The following is a 17,437-nucleotide window of genomic DNA, read 5'->3' on the forward strand; positions in this document are numbered from 1 at the left end:
CCAGCCAGCCTTCACTATTTTTATGTAACAAGCAACAGTATAATCGATGCCATGAAAGCCGAACTCGAACCCTTCCACGCCATCGCCATCAGCAAACAGGCTCACGCCTTGAAAGCCGAGGGGCGCTCGATCATCCACATGGAATTTGGCCAGCCGTCCACCGGCGCGCCGAAGACCGCCATCGCCAGGGCGCACGCCGTGCTGGACGCCGAAAGCATGGGCTACTGGGAAAGCGCGCCGCTGAAACAGCGGCTGGCGCAGTTCTACGACGAACGCTACGGCGTAAAAGTCGATGCCGACCGCTTCATCCTGACCTGCGGCGCCTCGCCGGCGCTGGTGCTGGCGCTGAGTTCGATGTTCTCGCCGGGCGACCGCATCGCCATGGCGCGTCCCGGCTACGTGGCCTACCGCAACACCCTGAAGGCGCTGCACATGCAGCCGGTGGAAATCGCCTGCGGCGCCGACGTTGGCTTCCAGCTGACCGCCGCCGCGCTGGCCGCCGTCGAACCGACGCCGCAGGGCGTAATCATCGCCTCGCCCGCCAATCCGACCGGCACGCTGATCAAGGCCGACGAGCTGAAGGCCATCACCGAAGTCTGCCGCGCACGCGGCATCCGCATCATCTCCGACGAGATTTACCACGGCCTGAGCTACGTCGAGCCGGCGCAAACCATCCTCGCCCACGAACCGCAGGCGCTGGTGGTCAGCAGCTTCTCGAAATATTTCAGCATGGCCGGTTGGCGCCTGGGCTGGCTGCTGGCGCCAGCGGAGCACGTCGAACGCGCGCAAGCCTATTGCGGCAACCTGTTCCTGACCGCGCCGTCGCTGAGCCAGCACGCCGGCCTGGCCGCCTTCGACGCGCTGGATGAGCTGGACGGCCACATCAGCGTCTACCGCGAAAACCGCCGCCTGCTGCTGGCCGCCCTGCCCGAACTGGGCCTGACCACGGTGGCGCCGCCCGATGGCGCGTTCTACATCTACGCCAGCATCGCCCACCTGACCGACGACAGCCTGGCCTTCTGCAAGCGCCTGCTGCAGGACACCGGCATCGCCAGCGCGCCCGGCATCGATTTCGATCCGGTCGACGGCAAGTACTTCATCCGGTTCAGCTTCGCCGTCTCCACGGCGGAAATCGAAGAAGCCATCCGCCGCCTGAAACCCTGGTTCGCGGCCCAACCCAGAAAGGTCTGATCATGCGCCTCTCCTCCCTGCCCCGCTACGCTGCATTGATTGCCGTTGTGATGTTTGGAGGATGCGCTACCCGGCCGCCGGCCGAGCCGGCGCTGGACGCCGAGATGCAGCGCCTGATGGCCGCCGCCAAAGTACCCGGCCTGGCCGTAGCCCTCATCAAGGACGGCAAGGTCAGCTACACCCAGGCCTACGGCTACGCCAACGTCGAAAAGCAGCAGCCGCTGCGCACCGACACCATCATGTACGCCGCCTCGCTCACCAAGGCCGTGTTCGCCTACACGGTAATGCAACTCGTGGACGAAGGCGTCTTCTCGCTCGACGCACCGCTGCCCATGCTGCTGAACAAGCCGCTGCCCGACTACCCGAAATATGCCGACCTGAAGGACGATCCGCGCTGGCAGCAACTGACGCCGCGCATGCTGCTGTCCCACACCAGCGGTCTGCTCAACTGGCGCTACATCAACGACAACGGCAAGCTCGATTTCAAATATCCGCCCGGCAGCCGCTACGTCTACTCCGGCGAGGGTCTGAACATCCTGCAGATCGCCGTGGAGGAGCGCACCGGCATCCCGCTGGAAACGCTGATGCAACAGCGCGTGTTCGACCGCTTCGGCATGCGCGACACCAGCATGGTCTGGCGCGACGACTGGGCCGGACGCGAAACCACGCACTATGGCAAGGACGGCACGGTCATCCCGCACAAGCGCCGCAGCGACGCACGCGCCGCCGGTTCCATGGACACCACCATCGGCGACTACGCCGCCTTCATGGCCGGCGTGCTGCGCGGCGAAGGCTTGTCGGCAGCGTCATACAAGGAAATGCTGTCGCCGCAGATGGCCATCGTCTCGCTGCAACAGTTCCCCTCGCACTGGCCGGGCGATACCGACCTGTGGCGCGGCATCGGCCTGTCGATCGGCCTGGGCTGGCCGCTGTACAACTCGCCGATGGGGCCGGCGTTCTTCAAGGAGGGAGCGGACGATGGCACCAACAACTTCGCGTTGGGCTTCCGCCAGCAGCGTGACGGCATCGTGTTATTGAGCAACAGTTCGAATGGGAACAGCATGTTCCTCCCCGCCGTAGAGTATGTCTACGGCAAGACTTGCCTGCCGTGGTTCTGGATGAACTACATTCCCTACGACAAGCCGGAACTGATGGGGTTGAATATGCGGGAACACCCGGTGCTGAGCGCCGGGTGTGGCCGTTGAGCCAGGCTATTGCTCGGTCATGCCGCGCAGGTTTTCGATATCGGCCACCGCATGTCGCCACGCGATTTCCGGATCGTAGACCGGCGCTGACTGCAGACCCAGTTGTATATCCTTGAGCACTTTGTTGCCCAGGGATATCTTGTAGCGCAGCGCCGTGTACTCCACGTCGTAAGTCTGTTTCAGACCTTGCTTACGGGTATAAGTTTCGTGAGAAGCAGGCATATATCCTCCTTGTTCAAAACGTCTGAACAGGATAGCACCAACTCACACTTCCGGCATTTTTGCGATCAGCTTATCGAGCGTGATCGGATAATCGCGCACCCGCACGCCGGTGGCGTTGTAGACCGCGTTGGCCACCGCCGCCCCCACGCCGCAAATGCCCAGCTCGCCCACGCCCTTGGCTTTCATCGGTGAAGAGATGGGATCGGTTTCGTCGAGGAACACCACTTCCTGGTGCGGGATGTCGGCATGCACCGGCACTTCGTAGCCCGCCAGGTCGTGATTGACGAAGAAGCCGGCGCGATGGTCGACCACCAGATCTTCCATCAGCGCCGCGCCGACGCCCATGGTCATGGCGCCGATCACCTGGCTGCGCGCCGATTTCGGATTCAGGATGCGGCCCGAGGCGCACACCGCCAGCATGCGCCGCACGCGGATTTCGCCGGTGGCGGCATCGACGCCGACTTCGACAAAGTGCGCGCCGAAGGTTGATTGCTGGTATTTCTTGTCCAGGTCGCCGTACTCCATCGTATCCTCGCCCACCAGCTCGCCGTTGGCGGCGGCCTGGGTCAGTGGGAAGGAGCGGCCGTCAGCACGCACCGCGTTGTTGGCGAACTCGGCTTGCACCGGATCCAGCCCCAGTTTTTGCGCCGCCAGCTCGCGCAGCTTGACGCAGGCCGCGTACACGCCCGCCGTCGAACTGTTTCCACCCCACTGCCCGCCCGAACCGGCCGAGACCGGGAAGTCCGAATCGCCGAGCTTGACCACCACCTTGTTCAGCGGCACGCCCATCATCTCCGCAGCGGTCTGGGCGATGATGGTGTAGCTGCCGGTGCCGATGTCGGTCATGTCGGTTTCCACCGTCACCACGCCCTGGTTGTCCAGCCGCACGCGTGCGCCGGACTTCTGCACCATGTTGTTGCGGAAGGCCGAGGCCATGCCGATGCCGACCAGCCAGCGGCCGTCGCGCATCTTGCCCGGCTGCGGATTGCGCTTGTCCCAGCCGAAGCGCTGCGCACCGAGACGCAGGCAATCGACAAAGCGCCGCGTCGAGAACTTGCGCTCGCGCTTGGCCGGATCAACCGTGGTGTCATTGATGATGCGGAAGGTGACCGGGTCCATCTTCAGCTTCTCAGCCATTTCATCCATGGCGATTTCCAACGCCATCAGACCCGGCGCTTCGCCGGGCGCGCGCATGGCATTGCCTTCTGGCAGGTCGAGCACGGCCAGGCGCATCTTGGTCAGGCGGTTGGGACCGGCGTACAGCAGTTGCGTCTGCTGCACGGCGGTTTCCGGTTTGCCTTCCGGCAGGTCGCCGGACCAGCTTTCGTGGGCGATGGCGCTGATCTTGCCTTCACGCGTGGCGCCGATGCGCAGGCGCTGAATGGTGGCCGGACGGTGCGTGGTGTTATTCATCATCAGCGGACGCTGCAAGGCCACCTTGACCGGCCGCTGCACGGCCTTGGCGCCCAGCGCAGCCAGCAACGATTCGGCGCGCAGGAATAGCTTGCCGCCAAAACCGCCGCCGATGTACGGCGACACCAGGCGCACGTTCTCTTTCGGAATGCCGAGCGTTTTCGCCATGTCGCCGCGGCCCCAGGCGATCATCTGGTTGGCGGTCCACAGCGTCAGCTTGTCGCCCTTCCAGCTGGCGATGGACGCATGCGGCTCCATCATCGCGTGCGACTGGTCGGGCGTGGTGTAGGTGGCGTCCAGCTTGACCGGCGCGGCGGTAAAAGCGCCGTTGAAGTCGCCGACCTTTTTGTCCTTGGCGTCCTTGTCGTCCGGCTCCTTGGCCTTGTCCTTCGCCTTGGCCAGGTCGTAGGCGCCCTGCTCCTTGCTGTACTTGACGTTGACCAGCTGCGCGGCGGCGCGCGCCTGCTCGAAGGTCTCGGCCACCACCAGCGCAATCGCCTGGTGGTAGTGCTGGATGTCCGGTCCGCCCAGCAGCTTGGCGGTGTTGAAATCGCCCTTGGTCAGCTTGCCCGCATTGTCGGCGGTGACGATGGCCAGCACGCCAGGCGCGCGCCTGGCGGCGCTGGTGTCGATAGACGTGATGCGACCCTTGGCAATGCCGGCGCCGACCACGTAGCCGTAGGCGACGTTGTCGAACTTGTGCTCGTAGGCGTACGGCGCGGTGCCGGTGGTTTTGTGCGGACCATCGATGCGGTCGGTGGCGTGGCCGATGATCTTCAGCTGATCGATGGGATTGGTGGTGGCGGGAGTGGCAAATTTCATGTTGTCAGCCTTTCTTCACATCAGCCAGGATCGAGGCCAGCGTGCGCTGCACCAGCGGCACCTTGAACGCGCTCTCGGCGCTCGGCTTGGCGCCGGCCAGCAATTGTTCGGCAACAGCCTTGGCGCCTTGCGGCATGCTGGCGTCGGCGGCCGGTACGCGCCACGGCTTGTGGGCGACACCGCCCAGGGCCACGCGGCCGCTGCCGTCCGGCAGCACCACGGCAGCCACCGAGACCAGCGCGAAGGCGTACGAGGCGCGGTCGCGTACCTTGCGGTAGACGTGGACGCCACCGAGCGGCTTGGGCAGAACGACGCCGGTGATCAGCTCGCCCGGCATCAGGGCGTTCTCGACGTTGGGCGTGCTGCCCGGCAGGCGGTGGAAGTCGGCGATCGGGATGGTGCGCGTGGCGCCGTCGGCCTTGACGGTTTCCACGGTGGCGTCCAGCAGCTGCATGGCCACCGCCATGTCGCTCGGATGGGTGGCGATGCAGGCGTCGCTGGCGCCGAGAATGGCGTGGTTGCGGCTGTAGCCACCGATGGCCGAACAGCCGCTGCCCGGTTGGCGCTTGTTGCACGGCTGGTTGGTGTCGTAAAAATACGGGCAGCGCGTGCGTTGCAGCAGGTTGCCGGCAGTGGTGGCCTTGTTGCGCAGCTGCGCGGAGGCGCCGGCCAGCAAGGCGCGCGACAGCACGGCGTAATCGCGCCGCACGCGCTGGTCGGCCGCCAGGTCGGTGTTGCGGACCAGCGCGCCGATGCGCAGGCCGCCGCCGGAGATGGCTTCGATCTTGTCCAGCGCCAGGCCGTTGACGTCGATCAGATGTTGCGGAGTTTCAATCTCCAGCTTCATCAGGTCCAGCAGATTGGTGCCGCCGGCGATGAACTTGGCGCCCGGCGTGCGCTGTGCGGCTGCGGCGGCCTCGGCCGGCGACTGTGCGCGCTGATAGGTAAAGGCCCTCATGCCGTCCTCCCTGCCACCTCGGTGATGGCATCGATGATGTTGGAGTAGGCGCCACATCGGCAGATGTTGCCGCTCATGCGTTCGCGCAGTTCGGCTTCGTTCAGCAGCGGTTTGGTATTCAGGTCGGCGCTGACGTGGCTCGGGATGCCTTGTCTGATTTCGTCCAGCACGGCGACGGCGGAACAGATCTGTCCCGGCGTACAGTAGCCGCACTGGTAGCCGTCGTGCTTGACGAAGGCGGCCTGCATCGCGTGCAGATTGTCGGGCGTGCCCAGGCCTTCGATGGTGGTGACTTTGCTGCCTTCGTGCATGACGGCCAGCGTCAGGCAGGAATTGATGCGGCGGCCGTCGACCAGCACCGTGCAGGCGCCGCACTGGCCGTGGTCGCAGCCTTTCTTGGTGCCGGTGAGATGCAGATGTTCACGCAAGGCATCGAGCAGCGTGGTGCGCGTATCGACTTCCAGTGTCTGTTGTTTGCCGTTGACCTGGAAGGTGAATTTGGTGATGGAAGGTGGCGGTGTGGTGGCGGGTGGGGCTGTTGCGGACGGGGCCTCCGCCGCTCGCAGCGGCACCGCCGTGGTGGTCGCAGATAGTGCGCCTGCAATCAATAAATTACGCCGAGAAACACTGATATCGCTAAGATCGTTCATGTCGTCGCATCCTCTTGCCTGTAGGGGTAGACCTTATAGTAAAGGCGTTACGACTTCAGGTTAAACACGATTGACGGCCGTCATTGACAGCGTCCTCCCGCAGCGCAAAATGGCAGAATGGAGACCGCCGACAAAGACTACATCGACGCCAGACTGGAGGCCGTGATCGAAAGAATGAACGGCGAAGCCCGTGCGCACCAAATCGCAACGGACGCCCGCTTGAAGGAACTCAACCAAACAATCGAGCACGGCCTGTCGTCAATGAATACCCGAATCACCCAAGCGGAAAATAATTTCCAGCATGGTTTGCAGTCCGTTCAGGAAGAAGTCAACACCAAGCTCGCGCAAATGGAAACCAACTTCCACCGCAGCCTGAACGACGCCATTAAATGGATGATCGGCACAATGGTTGGCCTGACGGCAATCTCGGTCACCGTCACATCCGTTCTGTTTCTACGCCTCGCGCCGAAAGACGATGTTACTGCGCGCCCAACCGCACAACTTGTCGCAAAAATTGACAAACCTAATCTCATTAGGAAATAATCACACCATATTAGTTTATGGTTAGATTATGCCCCGAATTGGATTAACGCCCGACCTGCTGGTCGACGCAGCGGCTGCGCTGGCCGACGAAATCGGCTTCAGCGCGCTGACGTTGACGGAATTGGCGCGACGTTTCGACGTCAAGGTCGCCAGCCTGTATGCGCACATCAAGAACTCCGACGACCTCAACACCCGCGTCGCCCTGCTGGCTTTGAGCAAGCTGGCCGACCTCGCCGATGAAGCCGCCGCCGGCCGCGCCGGCAAGGACGCGCTGGTCGCCGTCGCCAACGTCCACCGCGACTTCGCCCGCGTCCATCCCGGCCTGTTCGAAGCCGCGCGCTACCGCCTGCAAGCCCCGCTGCCGGAGAACAATGGCGGCATCCGCATCTCGCGCGTCACCCGCGCCATCCTGCGCGGCTACGCCCTCAGCGACACTGAAGCCACCGACGCCATGCGCCTGCTCGGCAGCGTCTTCCTTGGCTACCCGATGCTGGAACTGGCTGGCAGCTTCAGCCACAGCCAGCCCGACGCCCAACACTCCTGGCTGCGCAGCCTGGACGCGCTCGACGCCATCCTCAAGAACTGGCCCAAGGACACCCAATGATCAACCAGAACCTCATCCACGGCGCCATCGACATCGAACAGACCGCAGACGGCCTGCTGCCCTACCGCCTGCCCGCCTGGGCCCGCGCTCAATGCCCGGACCCGCAACTGGCGATGGCCGCCTCCCAGCCATCCGGCGTCCGCCTGGTGTTCCAAACGACAGCAATCAGCATCGAACTCGACACGCTGCCCACCAAGCGCGCCTACGCCGGCATGGCGGCACGGCCGGATGGCGTCTACGACCTGTACATCGACGGCGCACTGTTCCGCCAACTCAGCGCGCCCGCCGGCAAGACCATGCACATCGACATGGCCGCCGGCACCGCCAGCATCACGCCAGGCACGCCGCAAACCCTGCATTTCAGCGACCTGTCCACCGGCGACAAAACCATCGAGATCTGGCTGCCGCACGACGAAACCACCGAACTGATCGACCTGCGCGCCAACGCCACCATCATGCCAATCACCTCCGGCAAACGCCGCTGGCTGCACCACGGCAGCTCGATCAGCCAGGGCTCGAATGCCGCCAGCCCTTCCGGCATCTGGCCCGCCGTCGCCGCGCGCCAGGCCGGCGTCGACCTGATGAATCTCGGCCTCAGCGGCAACGCCCTGCTCGATCCGTTCACCGCCCGCACCATGCGCGACCTGCCGGCCGACCTGATCAGCGTAAAAATGGGCATCAACCTGGTCAACACGGACCTGCTGCGCCTGCGCGCTTTCGCTCCGGCGGTGCACGGCTTCCTGGACACCATCCGCGACGGCCATCCGGCCACGCCGCTGCTGCTGATCTCGCCGGTGTACTGCCCGATCCACGAAGACACGCCCGGCCCCTGCCTGTTCGACCTGCCGGCGCTGGGCGAAGGCCGCCTGCTGTTCCGCGCCGCCGGCAAGCGCAGCGACATCCGCCAGGGCAAGCTGACGCTGCGCATCATCCGCGAACAACTGCAAGCCATCGTCAAGCAACGGCAGGCGAACGATCCCAACCTGCACTACCTGGACGGCACCGAGCTCTACGGCGCGGTCGACAACGCCCGCCTGCCGCTGCCGGACGAACTGCATCCGGATGCAGCCACGCACCAGCTGATCGGCGAGCGCTTCAACGAGCTGGTATTCCAGTCCGGAGCATTTGTCAGGAACGCTTGCTGATGCCGCCGCCCATCGCCACGATGGACTTCAGCAGCGCGTCTTCCACGTCGCGCAACGTGACCGGCTTGGTCAGGTGATGGTCCATGCCGGCGTCGCGGCTGCGCGCGCGATCTTCTTCCATGCCCCAGCCGCTTAAGGCGATCAGATAGGTATTGCGCAGCGCCGGCTCGGCCCGCAGCTGGCGCGCGAGATCAAAGCCGTTGAGATGCGGCATGCCCAGATCCAGCACCGCGATCTCGGGCTGGAAGGCAAGCGCCGCCGCCATCGCCTTCGGCGCCTCGGTCACCACGCTGGTCACGTGGCCAAGCTCCTGCAACAGCAGGGACAGCGTTTCGGCGGCATCCTCGTTGTCATCGACAATCAGGATGCGCAACGCGCGCGCTTTCGCCGGCGCGCCATCGCTGCCATCGTCGTCCGCCACGTTCGTCGTGGATGCCATGATCGGCAGCCGCAGCGTGAACACGGCGCCCGCCTTGTCGCCGGGACTCTCGACGTCAACACTGCCATCATGCATTTCCGCCAGCCGCTTCGCCAGCGCCAGGCCGACGCCAAGGCCGCCCTTGGAGCGTTCGGCCGAACCATCCACCTGCGTGAACAATTCAAAAATGCGCGGCAGCATGGCGGCCGGAATGCCGATGCCGCTGTCGATCACGCGCACCACCACCTCGCCGCCGATCACCTCCGCGACCAGTTCGATGTCGCCACCCGGCGGCGTGTACTTGGCCGCGTTGTTGAGCAGGTTGCTGATGATCTGCGCCACGCGGGTCATGTCGGCATTCAGCCAGACCGCCGTGCCGGGCAGCGTGATGGTGAAACGGTGATTGGCCGCGCTGATCAGCGGCCGGCTGGTTTCCACCGCGCTGTCGATCACCGCGCTCAGCTGCACCCGCGCGCGTTTCAGATTCACCATGCCGCGCGAAATGCGCGACACGTCAAGCAGGTCGTCGATCAGGTGCACCATGTGATGCAGCTGGCGCTCCATCATCGGCAGCACGCGCTGCGCCTGCTCGGGCTTACCGATCTTCAGCACCGCCAGGCCGTTGCGGATCGGCGCCAGCGGATTGCGCAACTCGTGCGCCAGCGTGGCCAGGAATTCGTCCTTGTAGCGGTCCGCCTCCACCAGCTTGCGCGCGTGGTGCTGCAAGGCCTCGGCGGCGGAGTTGCGCTCGATCAGGTCGGCGGCCTGGCGGGCCACGATATCGATCAGGCGCAGGTCGCGCTCCTGCGGTTCATGACTGCGCGTCCAGTGCGTGGTGATCATGCCGACCAGGCGGCCGCTGCGGGTCAGCAGCGGCGTCGACTGCGCCGCGCGCACGCCGGCTGCGCGGAAGGCGATCAGATCGTCGCTGCCGGAGATGTCGTTCCAGGACTCGAAATCCGGCACCACCACCCGCTGCGACTTCAGCAGCGCGTGACCGCAGGTGGTGGCGCGGCCGGGATGCACCCATTGCCAGTAACTGACCGCTTCGTCGCTCAGGCCGCGGGTGGCGATCAACTGCAGCTCGCCGCGCGCTTCGTCGTAGCGCTGGATGCTGCCGAAATCGGAACGCATGATCAGCGTGGCGGCATCCACCAGCTTCTGGAACAGCTCGCCGACGTTGTGCTCGTCCACCAGCATCGCGCTGATGCCGTGCAGCAGGCGGGCGTCTTCCAGCTCGGCTTCCAGCTGCAGCTGGATCTCGTCGCGCATGCGCAAGGCGTGTTCCAGCTCGCGCTTTTGCGCTTCGACCACGGCCAGCGCCTGGCTCAGTTCAGCGGTACGCTCGTCGACGCGCTGTTGCAGCGCCGAGTCTGAGCGGTCTTGGTGTTCGGTATGTCGGGTATCCATGGTCTTCAGTATTTCGATTCGTTGAGCGGTTCTCATCCCACATTATGCATCGTGCGCATCTCACACTGACTAAACAATCAGTGCTTGGCCGTGCTATGGTTCGTCCTGACGGTGCCGTTCAAGGCATTGATGCTGGCGATGGACCTGGAGAGTTCGCTATGCGGCTAGGACATCCCCAAGAGACATCAATACGCACTGACCGTCATGCAGCTCAGCCAATCAGCCGGGTCATTGTCCGCACGAAATCTATCTGTCGCGTGAAGCCGGTCTTGCTCAGCAGGCTGCGTACTTGCGTGCGTAGGGTATTGTGCGAAACATTTCGCGCCTCCGCGATCTGTTCCAATGACAAGCCCTTGACCAGTGCAGCCGCCAGTCGCTGCTCGGCACCGCTCAGCGCGAAGAGCACTGCTGCCCGAGCCATAATCTCGTCCACATTGTCGTTTGGCAGGTCGATGATGAGCATAAAGTGCCGGTCGTCATGCCACCCTGCGTAACTTTCTTCCTCAACAGGCAAAGGAAATAACACGCCTCGCAATAGCAAGCCATCCGCGGTCTGCACGAGCAGATGCACTGGCCGCTGGCACGCACGGCCTATGGTCAAGGCCTCATCGATAGCCGGCGCGGAACGCCTACCGAGCGCACGCAAGCGACCGTTTACACAGCGGAACAGCCCATTGCTGGATTTGAGTAAGGAGTCGGCCAGGGCGTTGCTCTTGATGATGCGGCCGTCGGCGCTTAACAATATCGAAGCCGCGCCGCTGTACTGATCATCCCGCTGCGTATGCAGTGCCTTTAACTTGTACTGAATCTTAAGTGCCTGCTGAATGTGACCCAGCAGATTTTTCAGATGGCGCTTATGACTGAGTTGAAAATTGCCGTGACCAGGCGGACGGTACCAGCACAGATTGGTAAAGGGAATACCGCTGGATTCGGTGCCGTCAAACAGCACCGAGCCGAGCATGCCCTCCATGCCGTAATGCCGCGCAAACTCATTGTAGTAGCGGCTTCGTCGCAGCTCGTCGTCGGCAATCAGCTCATTACCGATCAATACGACATCGCGTTTCATCCATCCGCGCCGTCTGGCCTCGGCTGCCCAAATGTCCTCCTGGCACCAGTAGTCCCTGAAGCCCTCGATCATTTCCAGGGAGGTATTTTGACCAAGTAACGTGGCTTCCGGATCAGTCTCCGAATGCGAAGTGAACATGAACGACGAGTCGGCGCCAAAATTGGCGCCAAGCTGCGCCATCAAACCGGTCCAGTGGCCTGGTTTCATTGCAGCGGAGTAGATGGACGCAATGCAATTATCCAATATCGCACCTGGCAACAGTGAAAATGACAACTATACGTGATAGCAGATCGTCATTGGAAATTTGCAGGCCAGCGTCGCGGATTCACAACTAAAGCACGTCTAGCGGCCTTGGCTGAGCGCAGCCCTGCCACGCGACCAGCGATGGCGTTCGAGCAAGGATGATTAGAAATTCCCATATGGAAATATTTTATTTTAGGTTTTCATCCAAATTGGTGATGCATGCCATTTTTTCAAAAAATAAAATCCTATATGGATAGGGATTCATCCATCAATATTTCAATAATTAGTTCAATCTTTAATAATCCCATTAAACCTGTCTAGAGAGAAAAAAATGAAACGATTCGGCATATTGATAGCAATATTCAGCATTCTGGGTTCGACTATCGTTATAAATGCGAGCGCTGAGGACAGCGATTACATTTATCAAACGATTCCTGCGGGTGGCGTCTGGAAGCAATGTGAAGCAACCAGGGCCAGCGCGCTTCAATGGGCTCGTGCCGACATGGAACGCGAGGCTCGCGAAGATTGCCGGCAGTTAGGAAAAGGTTGGAGTTATAAAGAAATTTCGGTCGAAGGTTACCAAGGAATCAATCCATGCGAAGGCGGAAAGAGTTTCAAGGCTTTCATTGAAAGGGCTTCTGCCATCTGTAAGCGGCTACGATAAGAAATCAGGAAGCCAATTACACTTCAGCAATTCGACTTCGAGCTAACATGAATAAAAATCCCAAAATCATAAATTTGGCGTTGTTTTTTATTTTTACAATCTTAATATTTTTCCTAGCAGGCACTGCCAGAGCCGGTGAAATAAAAATACAATGCTCCGCACTTTATATTGTTATCGAAAAAGACGAAAATGGAAAGCACACCTTATCAGTAACCAATGACAATGATCGGGATAGTGCTAGGTTGAATTATCGCGTTTACGATAAAAGTATTTCAATATCGGAAAATGAAATCGTATGGGAGCATCGCCTCCCATCAGGAATTCAAACTTATACAATTGACAGGGTAAAAGGATCAATGTATTCCGAGTGGAACGGACATATTGGAAAGGAGTTTTCTTGTGAGGCTGTCGATGGCCCGACAAAGAAAAAGTTTTGATTATCTGACGAAGAATTTAAGCGGACCGGTCAGTATCGAAATTTGAACCAAGGTGGGAGATTAGTTGAGGAACGCGCGCCCTCGGCGGGCTGGACTGGTAGGCCCAGCGGCTCGAAAAAGCAAAAAACCGCCCGGTGGGCGGTTTTTGCGTTTTCTTGGCGGAAGCGGTGAGATTCGAACTCACGAACGGCTCTCACCGTCGGCAGTTTTCAAGTCTCCGAACTAAATGATTTAATTCAACTACATACGTGTTATTTCATTCCGCAACTACGTTCGCAAACGCAACGCTAGGCCATTGATTCTACAAGGCTACCACATGCGTTGCGGAACGATTTTTCCGTCATAACATGTAGCTACCGTTAAATTTATATTACTATCAGGACTCACTGTCCTTCGGCACTCCGGAGAAGTTGCTTGTACGCACTCTACCGCCACTAGACATGCTAACAGGGGGAGTGCGTACCGGTGTCACGATCCAGCCATCATTGCGAAAGCGGCTGAAACTCGTACTAATTTTGGAGCTAGTTTTATGACTTGGTTTACGAAGAAACCTACCGATACGCAAGCGGAGCTTGCGGAATTAGCTGGCCTGTTAACCCAGGAAGGATGGCGTGTAGATGCCCATGTGAACGGAATTATTCGCCTGAAAATCGATGGTGGAGTGTATTTGATAGCTCAAGAAAAGGACGACAAAGGCTTCTACCAGATCGCGTTTCCCGGCGTGTACTCAGCACCGAACGCTAGTATAGATTCCAACGTCTTGAAGACGATGCGGCAAGTTAACGAAACGTGCAAATTTGTAAAATGCCACCTAGTAGAAGAGACGGTCCACATCGTCATACAGGTGCTCGCCAGTTCTCCGAAGGAAGTGATAGCGCATTTTGCGAGATATATCTCTGCACTAAAGTATGGGAGCACGGTCTTCTGGGAGGGAGTCAAGCAAAAATGAGCGACGACGGACGCAAAGTATCCCCTAGCTTGGTCGCTGGGGGCATCATGACGTTGATCGCTTATTTAGTCGACAACGTGTCCAACCACGACGTGCGGAAGGCTCTAATAATGTGCCTACCGTACGGATCGGTGTTGTGCGTTCCCATCGCTGCTTGGGCGATCTGGCGGACCAAGGCTATTTGGGATGACTTTGTACATAGCTCTACAGAAAAGGTACTGAACAAGCGTACTCTCCCTATAGACAAAAACGCAAATCTTATTCTCTCAGATCCCAATGCAAGCGAGGAGGCTAAGCGAGAGGCGGCCGCATTACAAAACAATGCACGTTTAGAGAACTTGCGTGTTGCCTCCAAATCGCACTCAAGCGCGGTTACGGATGTTTCCGCGTTGCAAGCTAACGAACAGGCTAATACTCCAGCAGCACGTATTTCGGATTAGTAGGCTGCGACAAAGCCTACGTGACAGCGCCGCCAGTTCCCACGTTGAGCTATCGCAGCATGCGGTACTCCGCCTTGGTCAACTCCCGCTGCTCGACATCGAACTCACAAAGCCACCCGGCGCGCTCTACCCATTGGGATCGATCACCGTGCGCGTCCCAAACCTGTAGACCGCCAAGCTCGAAAGTATTATCAGACATCCATTCGATATGGCAGTCCACAAGGCGACCAGCCGGAAACGTAGCCGTCTTGTAGTGATGCATCTCGGCGCAAAGTGTGTGGCGCTGAAGTGGAGTTACATAGTCAGTTGTCACAACCAACGTGCCACGAGTGCCGCTGGCTTGGTGAATCGCGCTCTTAGGTATTGCCGCACCACGCTCGTATGTGTGTCGAACTCTAAAACCTGCCGCTTGCTCTGGCACCCACAACTTACAAACCCATGTCTGCGCAAACCCACGCGGCTTGCCGTACTCCATCCGCACCTCTTCGACGCCGCTCAGCACTAGGTTCCACCCGTGGACTTTTACCAGTTTCGGCAGCAGCATTTGTGCAAGAATGCGCTGCTCACCAATTGGCCGCAACCGAGCGACCTTGGCTGGCCGACGATTACCGTCGAGCGTAACCTCGACCACCACCAGCTCCAGCAGCGAGGCACCGTCAACAACCGGCAACGCGCTGGCCAGCGCCGCCCCCTCTTCCCGGCGCCGTGACACCCAGACCTTCATTTCTAGCCCTTAATAGATTACTGTATGTTTGTACAGTATAATCACCCGAGCGGAAAAGCGCTATCATGAAATTCCATCGGTAAAGGAACTCAGCCATGTGCGTGAACTATCGACCACCGGACACCGCAACGTTAAACGCCAACATGGGCGGCTTATTCGGCATAAGCGAGGTATGGGAGCGGGAAATATGGAAGGATTACAGTGCGCCCATCGTGCGGCGCGGGGCAAATGGCCAGCGAGAGGGAGTACTGGCCAACTACGCCATGTACCCCATGGAAGTGCAGCGGCGAGAATACGAAGCTAAAAAAGCGAAGGCATTAGAACGCGGCCTCCCAGTACCCAAGCCGAAATGGTTTGACACGATGAACGCACGTTCCGAAGACCTGCTGATGCGCCCACTGTACACGCCAGCATGGAAGCGTCAGCAGTTCTGTTTGGTGCCTGCCACCTGCTTTTTCGAGCCGTGCTACGAGACCGGGACAGCAGTGCGCTGGGGCATCGGCATGGCCGATATGTCGATGTTTGCCATCGCCGGCCTATGGCGCGAGTGGGCTGGCAAGGACGGCCCTGTAGTCGCATTCACGCAACTGACCATCAACGCCGACGAACACCCGCTGATGCGCCGATTCCACAAGCCAGACGATGAAAAGCGCTCACTGGTGATCGTTCCCCAGGCAGAGTGGGATGACTGGCTGGAATGCAAAGACTTAGATTTCGCCCGTAGCTTCCTGCGGCACTATCCAGCGGACCTTATGAAGTCATGGGCCGAACCACAAGCCTTGCGTACCCGAACCCCGGCCACGACGAGCGCGCCAGCAAACACGCAATTGGATCTGCTATGACTGATGGAATGAAAACCGCTCAGCCGCGCGACAATGATCTTGTACGAATGATCGGGGATAAATATGGAGCGATCATGCGTGTGACATGCTCAGACCTGGGCGATGAGCACAACTGGGAAGGCGTCAGAAACGGCATCTACTGCGAATGGGTAGTAAATGGGGAGTTACGGTTTGAGGTCTTTAGAAAGGGACAATTGGAAATAGTAAGCAGTTCTGATGCCGAAATCTGAGTGCGAAAATTCACCATCAAATTTCTACACACTTCTACACACCTTTGATTTTTGTGTGTATAATTACACACATCAACATTCGGGGGGTAGATGAACTCAAGTAAATTGATCCGAATGCTGGAAGAAGATGGCTGGAAGGAAGTGCGAGTTAAAGGAAGCCACCATCACTTCAAACACGCTGAAAAGCCCGGTCTTGTAACGGTCCCACACCCGAAAAAAGACCTGCCAATTGGAACGTGGAACAGCATTTTGAAAGACGCAGGACTGAAGTAAGCAGCGCCCCGGCATCTGGGAGGATGCCGGGGACTACTTGAGGAAACACACGAATACCAACCAAGCCATAGTAGTTATTGCTGATCGGACGTGGAGCACGGAGCCGGTCGAAGGAGTTAAACATGGATATCCCAGTCGTAATTTTTAAAGATGAAGGTAGTGTGTACGGCGTGAACGTGCCGGACATCAAAGGTGTGCATTCATGGGGCGATACTGTAGAGGATGCGCTGAAGAACGCAAAAGAGGCGATCACCAGTCATATTGAAACGCTTTTGGAGTTGGGTGATGTTGTCGAAATCACCAAAAGCAAAATCGAAGATTTGCAGGCTGATCCTGCACATGCCGGAGGCATTTGGGCACTGGTCGATATTGATCTGGAAAAGCTGGACAGCACACCCGAGCGCATCAATATCAGCTTGCCTCGCTTCGTTCTGAGCAAGATCGATAGATACGTTGCACCTCGCCACGAGTCACGTAGTGGCCTGTTGGCACGTGCAGCGATGCAACTTATCGAAGAGGAGTCAAAGCACGTTCAAGCGGCTTGACTATCGGATCCAGGCCCGCCAACAGCGGGCCTTTTCCTATCGCAATTACGAGAAATATTCGTGGGCGATGTAGGCTAAAGCGTGCCCTACCAAACCAGCCCAGAACTTAGCCTTGATTGCCAGCCACAAAGCATCTGGCGCCAAACTCTTATCCTCAAGGAACGCAACTACGTCCGGCGCAACCAGCAAATGGTAAAAGTCTGGAACCATAGGGATAATGATAGCGACAAAAGTCAGCGCAAACCTCAAAACAGTTGGCCAACTCCACTGCAAGCTTACCCAGAACAACACGAAGTACATCACGAAGCCGCAAATAAGTGCTTTCCAGCCCGACACTAATGCAACATTAAGCCAATCCAAAAATCCCATAGAATCCTTTCAATAAGGTTGACATTTCCACACGGCAATAATACCTTAAAACAATACTTTAGGTAACAGATTGT

General features: G+C 59.3%; 21 protein-coding genes. 13 read left to right on the plus strand and 8 right to left on the minus strand.

Features of this window, described 5'->3' with window-relative positions; all coding sequences use genetic code 11:
* Window positions 1-51 precede the first annotated feature (51 nt).
* Entirely contained in the window at window positions 52-1,191 is a 1,140-nt protein-coding gene (locus GJ698_RS22010; RefSeq protein ID WP_154360006.1) for a pyridoxal phosphate-dependent aminotransferase, read from the plus strand.
* Window positions 1,192-1,193: 2 nt separating this feature from the next.
* On the plus strand, window positions 1,194-2,396 hold the full coding sequence (locus GJ698_RS22015; RefSeq protein ID WP_154360007.1) for a serine hydrolase domain-containing protein: 1,203 nt from the start codon (window positions 1,194-1,196) through the stop codon (window positions 2,394-2,396).
* A gap of 6 nt (window positions 2,397-2,402) precedes the next feature.
* Here the strand turns inward: GJ698_RS22015 and GJ698_RS22020 are convergent, their stop codons facing one another.
* Genes GJ698_RS22020 through paoA form a run of 4 tightly spaced genes read right to left on the minus strand, consistent with a single transcriptional unit; the run spans window position 2,403 to window position 6,461 of the window.
* Window positions 2,403-2,618, minus strand: a complete 216-nt coding sequence (locus GJ698_RS22020) for a hypothetical protein (protein WP_154360008.1) — start codon at window positions 2,616-2,618, stop codon at window positions 2,403-2,405.
* A 42-nt stretch (window positions 2,619-2,660) separates the two neighbouring features.
* Window positions 2,661-4,853, minus strand: coding sequence for an aldehyde oxidoreductase molybdenum-binding subunit PaoC (gene paoC / locus GJ698_RS22025; protein WP_154360009.1), 2,193 nt, complete (start codon window positions 4,851-4,853; stop codon window positions 2,661-2,663).
* 4 nt (window positions 4,854-4,857) lie between these two features.
* Entirely contained in the window at window positions 4,858-5,811 is a 954-nt protein-coding gene (locus GJ698_RS22030) for an FAD binding domain-containing protein (RefSeq protein WP_154360010.1), read from the minus strand.
* Entirely contained in the window at window positions 5,808-6,461 is a 654-nt protein-coding gene (gene paoA / locus GJ698_RS22035; RefSeq protein WP_154360011.1) for an aldehyde dehydrogenase iron-sulfur subunit PaoA, read from the minus strand. Before paoA ends, GJ698_RS22030 begins: the two co-directional genes overlap by 4 nt.
* Window positions 6,462-6,578: 117 nt before the next feature.
* On the opposite strand from paoA, the gene GJ698_RS22040 reads away from it, so the two are divergent.
* From GJ698_RS22040 to GJ698_RS22050, 3 genes are read left to right on the plus strand one after another with little or no spacing between them, the layout of a single operon-like run.
* Window positions 6,579-7,004 (plus strand): hypothetical protein, encoded by a 426-nt coding sequence (locus tag GJ698_RS22040; protein WP_154360012.1) that lies wholly within the window; start codon window positions 6,579-6,581, stop codon window positions 7,002-7,004.
* 28 nt (window positions 7,005-7,032) lie between these two features.
* Window positions 7,033-7,608 (plus strand): TetR-like C-terminal domain-containing protein, encoded by a 576-nt coding sequence (locus GJ698_RS22045; protein ID WP_154360013.1) that lies wholly within the window; start codon window positions 7,033-7,035, stop codon window positions 7,606-7,608.
* The gene (locus GJ698_RS22050; RefSeq protein ID WP_154360014.1) at window positions 7,605-8,753 is read left to right on the plus strand and encodes an SGNH/GDSL hydrolase family protein; all 1,149 of its coding nucleotides are present in this window, start codon (window positions 7,605-7,607) and stop codon (window positions 8,751-8,753) included. The genes GJ698_RS22045 and GJ698_RS22050 overlap by 4 nt, the downstream gene beginning before the upstream one ends.
* On the opposite strand, the gene GJ698_RS22055 is transcribed toward GJ698_RS22050, so the two are convergent.
* On the minus strand, window positions 8,737-10,581 hold the full coding sequence (locus tag GJ698_RS22055) for a hybrid sensor histidine kinase/response regulator (RefSeq protein ID WP_166454927.1): 1,845 nt from the start codon (window positions 10,579-10,581) through the stop codon (window positions 8,737-8,739). The genes GJ698_RS22050 and GJ698_RS22055 overlap by 17 nt on opposite strands.
* A gap of 211 nt (window positions 10,582-10,792) precedes the next feature.
* Window positions 10,793-11,827 (minus strand): helix-turn-helix transcriptional regulator, encoded by a 1,035-nt coding sequence (locus tag GJ698_RS22060; RefSeq protein WP_154360016.1) that lies wholly within the window; start codon window positions 11,825-11,827, stop codon window positions 10,793-10,795.
* A gap of 394 nt (window positions 11,828-12,221) precedes the next feature.
* Here GJ698_RS22060 and GJ698_RS22065 point away from each other — a divergent pair, with 394 nt between their 5' ends.
* The 4 genes from GJ698_RS22065 to GJ698_RS22080 all read left to right on the plus strand — a co-directional run bounded on the left by GJ698_RS22065 (window position 12,222) and on the right by GJ698_RS22080 (window position 14,380).
* The gene (locus GJ698_RS22065) at window positions 12,222-12,554 is read left to right on the plus strand and encodes a hypothetical protein (RefSeq protein WP_154360017.1); all 333 of its coding nucleotides are present in this window, start codon (window positions 12,222-12,224) and stop codon (window positions 12,552-12,554) included.
* Window positions 12,555-12,601: 47 nt separating this feature from the next.
* A complete protein-coding gene (locus GJ698_RS22070; RefSeq protein ID WP_154360018.1) occupies window positions 12,602-12,991 on the plus strand; it encodes a hypothetical protein in 390 nt (129 codons plus the stop codon).
* Between the two features lie 529 nt (window positions 12,992-13,520).
* Window positions 13,521-13,940 carry a hypothetical protein gene (locus GJ698_RS22075; protein WP_154360019.1) on the plus strand — a complete coding sequence of 140 codons (420 nt, stop codon included), beginning with the start codon at window positions 13,521-13,523 and terminating at the stop codon, window positions 13,938-13,940.
* A gap of 47 nt (window positions 13,941-13,987) precedes the next feature.
* Window positions 13,988-14,380, plus strand: a complete 393-nt coding sequence (locus tag GJ698_RS22080) for a hypothetical protein (protein WP_154360020.1) — start codon at window positions 13,988-13,990, stop codon at window positions 14,378-14,380.
* A gap of 49 nt (window positions 14,381-14,429) precedes the next feature.
* Here the strand turns inward: GJ698_RS22080 and GJ698_RS22085 are convergent, their stop codons facing one another.
* Window positions 14,430-15,104, minus strand: a complete 675-nt coding sequence (locus tag GJ698_RS22085) for a hypothetical protein (protein WP_154360021.1) — start codon at window positions 15,102-15,104, stop codon at window positions 14,430-14,432.
* Window positions 15,105-15,199: 95 nt separating this feature from the next.
* Here GJ698_RS22085 and GJ698_RS22090 point away from each other — a divergent pair, with 95 nt between their 5' ends.
* The 4 genes from GJ698_RS22090 (at window position 15,200) to GJ698_RS22105 (ending at window position 16,994) form a co-directional block, all read left to right on the plus strand.
* Entirely contained in the window at window positions 15,200-15,946 is a 747-nt protein-coding gene (locus GJ698_RS22090; protein WP_154360022.1) for an SOS response-associated peptidase family protein, read from the plus strand.
* Complete coding sequence (locus tag GJ698_RS22095; RefSeq protein ID WP_154360023.1) at window positions 15,943-16,176, plus strand: hypothetical protein; 234 nt, start codon at window positions 15,943-15,945, stop codon at window positions 16,174-16,176. The genes GJ698_RS22090 and GJ698_RS22095 overlap by 4 nt, the downstream gene beginning before the upstream one ends.
* A 90-nt stretch (window positions 16,177-16,266) precedes the next feature.
* Window positions 16,267-16,449, plus strand: coding sequence for a type II toxin-antitoxin system HicA family toxin (locus tag GJ698_RS22100; RefSeq protein WP_154360024.1), 183 nt, complete (start codon window positions 16,267-16,269; stop codon window positions 16,447-16,449).
* A gap of 122 nt (window positions 16,450-16,571) precedes the next feature.
* Window positions 16,572-16,994, plus strand: a complete 423-nt coding sequence (locus GJ698_RS22105; RefSeq protein ID WP_154360025.1) for a type II toxin-antitoxin system HicB family antitoxin — start codon at window positions 16,572-16,574, stop codon at window positions 16,992-16,994.
* 45 nt (window positions 16,995-17,039) lie between these two features.
* Here the strand turns inward: GJ698_RS22105 and GJ698_RS22110 are convergent, their stop codons facing one another.
* A complete protein-coding gene (locus tag GJ698_RS22110; protein WP_154360026.1) occupies window positions 17,040-17,363 on the minus strand; it encodes a hypothetical protein in 324 nt (107 codons plus the stop codon).
* Window positions 17,364-17,437: the final 74 nt, after the last annotated feature.

It is taken from the genome of Duganella aquatilis (assembly GCF_009674565.1).
Taxonomy (GTDB): Bacteria; Pseudomonadota; Gammaproteobacteria; order Burkholderiales; family Burkholderiaceae_D; genus Rugamonas; species Rugamonas aquatilis.

Excerpts from the sequence above, each read along its gene's own strand:
- GJ698_RS22010 (WP_154360006.1), top strand. The coding sequence starts at position 52 with ATGAAAGCCGAACTCGAACCCTTCCACGCCATCGCCATCAGCAAACAG.
- GJ698_RS22015 (WP_154360007.1), top strand. The coding sequence starts at position 1,194 with ATGCGCCTCTCCTCCCTGCCCCGCTACGCTGCATTGATTGCCGTTGTG.
- GJ698_RS22020 (WP_154360008.1), bottom strand. The coding sequence starts at position 2,618 with ATGCCTGCTTCTCACGAAACTTATACCCGTAAGCAAGGTCTGAAACAG.
- paoC (WP_154360009.1), bottom strand. The coding sequence starts at position 4,853 with ATGAAATTTGCCACTCCCGCCACCACCAATCCCATCGATCAGCTGAAG.
- GJ698_RS22030 (WP_154360010.1), bottom strand. The coding sequence starts at position 5,811 with ATGAGGGCCTTTACCTATCAGCGCGCACAGTCGCCGGCCGAGGCCGCC.
- paoA (WP_154360011.1), bottom strand. The coding sequence starts at position 6,461 with ATGAACGATCTTAGCGATATCAGTGTTTCTCGGCGTAATTTATTGATT.
- GJ698_RS22040 (WP_154360012.1), top strand. The coding sequence starts at position 6,579 with ATGGAGACCGCCGACAAAGACTACATCGACGCCAGACTGGAGGCCGTG.
- GJ698_RS22045 (WP_154360013.1), top strand. The coding sequence starts at position 7,033 with ATGCCCCGAATTGGATTAACGCCCGACCTGCTGGTCGACGCAGCGGCT.
- GJ698_RS22050 (WP_154360014.1), top strand. The coding sequence starts at position 7,605 with ATGATCAACCAGAACCTCATCCACGGCGCCATCGACATCGAACAGACC.
- GJ698_RS22055 (WP_166454927.1), bottom strand. The coding sequence starts at position 10,581 with ATGGATACCCGACATACCGAACACCAAGACCGCTCAGACTCGGCGCTG.
- GJ698_RS22060 (WP_154360016.1), bottom strand. The coding sequence starts at position 11,827 with ATGGCGCAGCTTGGCGCCAATTTTGGCGCCGACTCGTCGTTCATGTTC.
- GJ698_RS22065 (WP_154360017.1), top strand. The coding sequence starts at position 12,222 with ATGAAACGATTCGGCATATTGATAGCAATATTCAGCATTCTGGGTTCG.
- GJ698_RS22070 (WP_154360018.1), top strand. The coding sequence starts at position 12,602 with ATGAATAAAAATCCCAAAATCATAAATTTGGCGTTGTTTTTTATTTTT.
- GJ698_RS22075 (WP_154360019.1), top strand. The coding sequence starts at position 13,521 with ATGACTTGGTTTACGAAGAAACCTACCGATACGCAAGCGGAGCTTGCG.
- GJ698_RS22080 (WP_154360020.1), top strand. The coding sequence starts at position 13,988 with ATGACGTTGATCGCTTATTTAGTCGACAACGTGTCCAACCACGACGTG.
- GJ698_RS22085 (WP_154360021.1), bottom strand. The coding sequence starts at position 15,104 with ATGAAGGTCTGGGTGTCACGGCGCCGGGAAGAGGGGGCGGCGCTGGCC.
- GJ698_RS22090 (WP_154360022.1), top strand. The coding sequence starts at position 15,200 with ATGTGCGTGAACTATCGACCACCGGACACCGCAACGTTAAACGCCAAC.
- GJ698_RS22095 (WP_154360023.1), top strand. The coding sequence starts at position 15,943 with ATGACTGATGGAATGAAAACCGCTCAGCCGCGCGACAATGATCTTGTA.
- GJ698_RS22100 (WP_154360024.1), top strand. The coding sequence starts at position 16,267 with ATGAACTCAAGTAAATTGATCCGAATGCTGGAAGAAGATGGCTGGAAG.
- GJ698_RS22105 (WP_154360025.1), top strand. The coding sequence starts at position 16,572 with ATGGATATCCCAGTCGTAATTTTTAAAGATGAAGGTAGTGTGTACGGC.
- GJ698_RS22110 (WP_154360026.1), bottom strand. The coding sequence starts at position 17,363 with ATGGGATTTTTGGATTGGCTTAATGTTGCATTAGTGTCGGGCTGGAAA.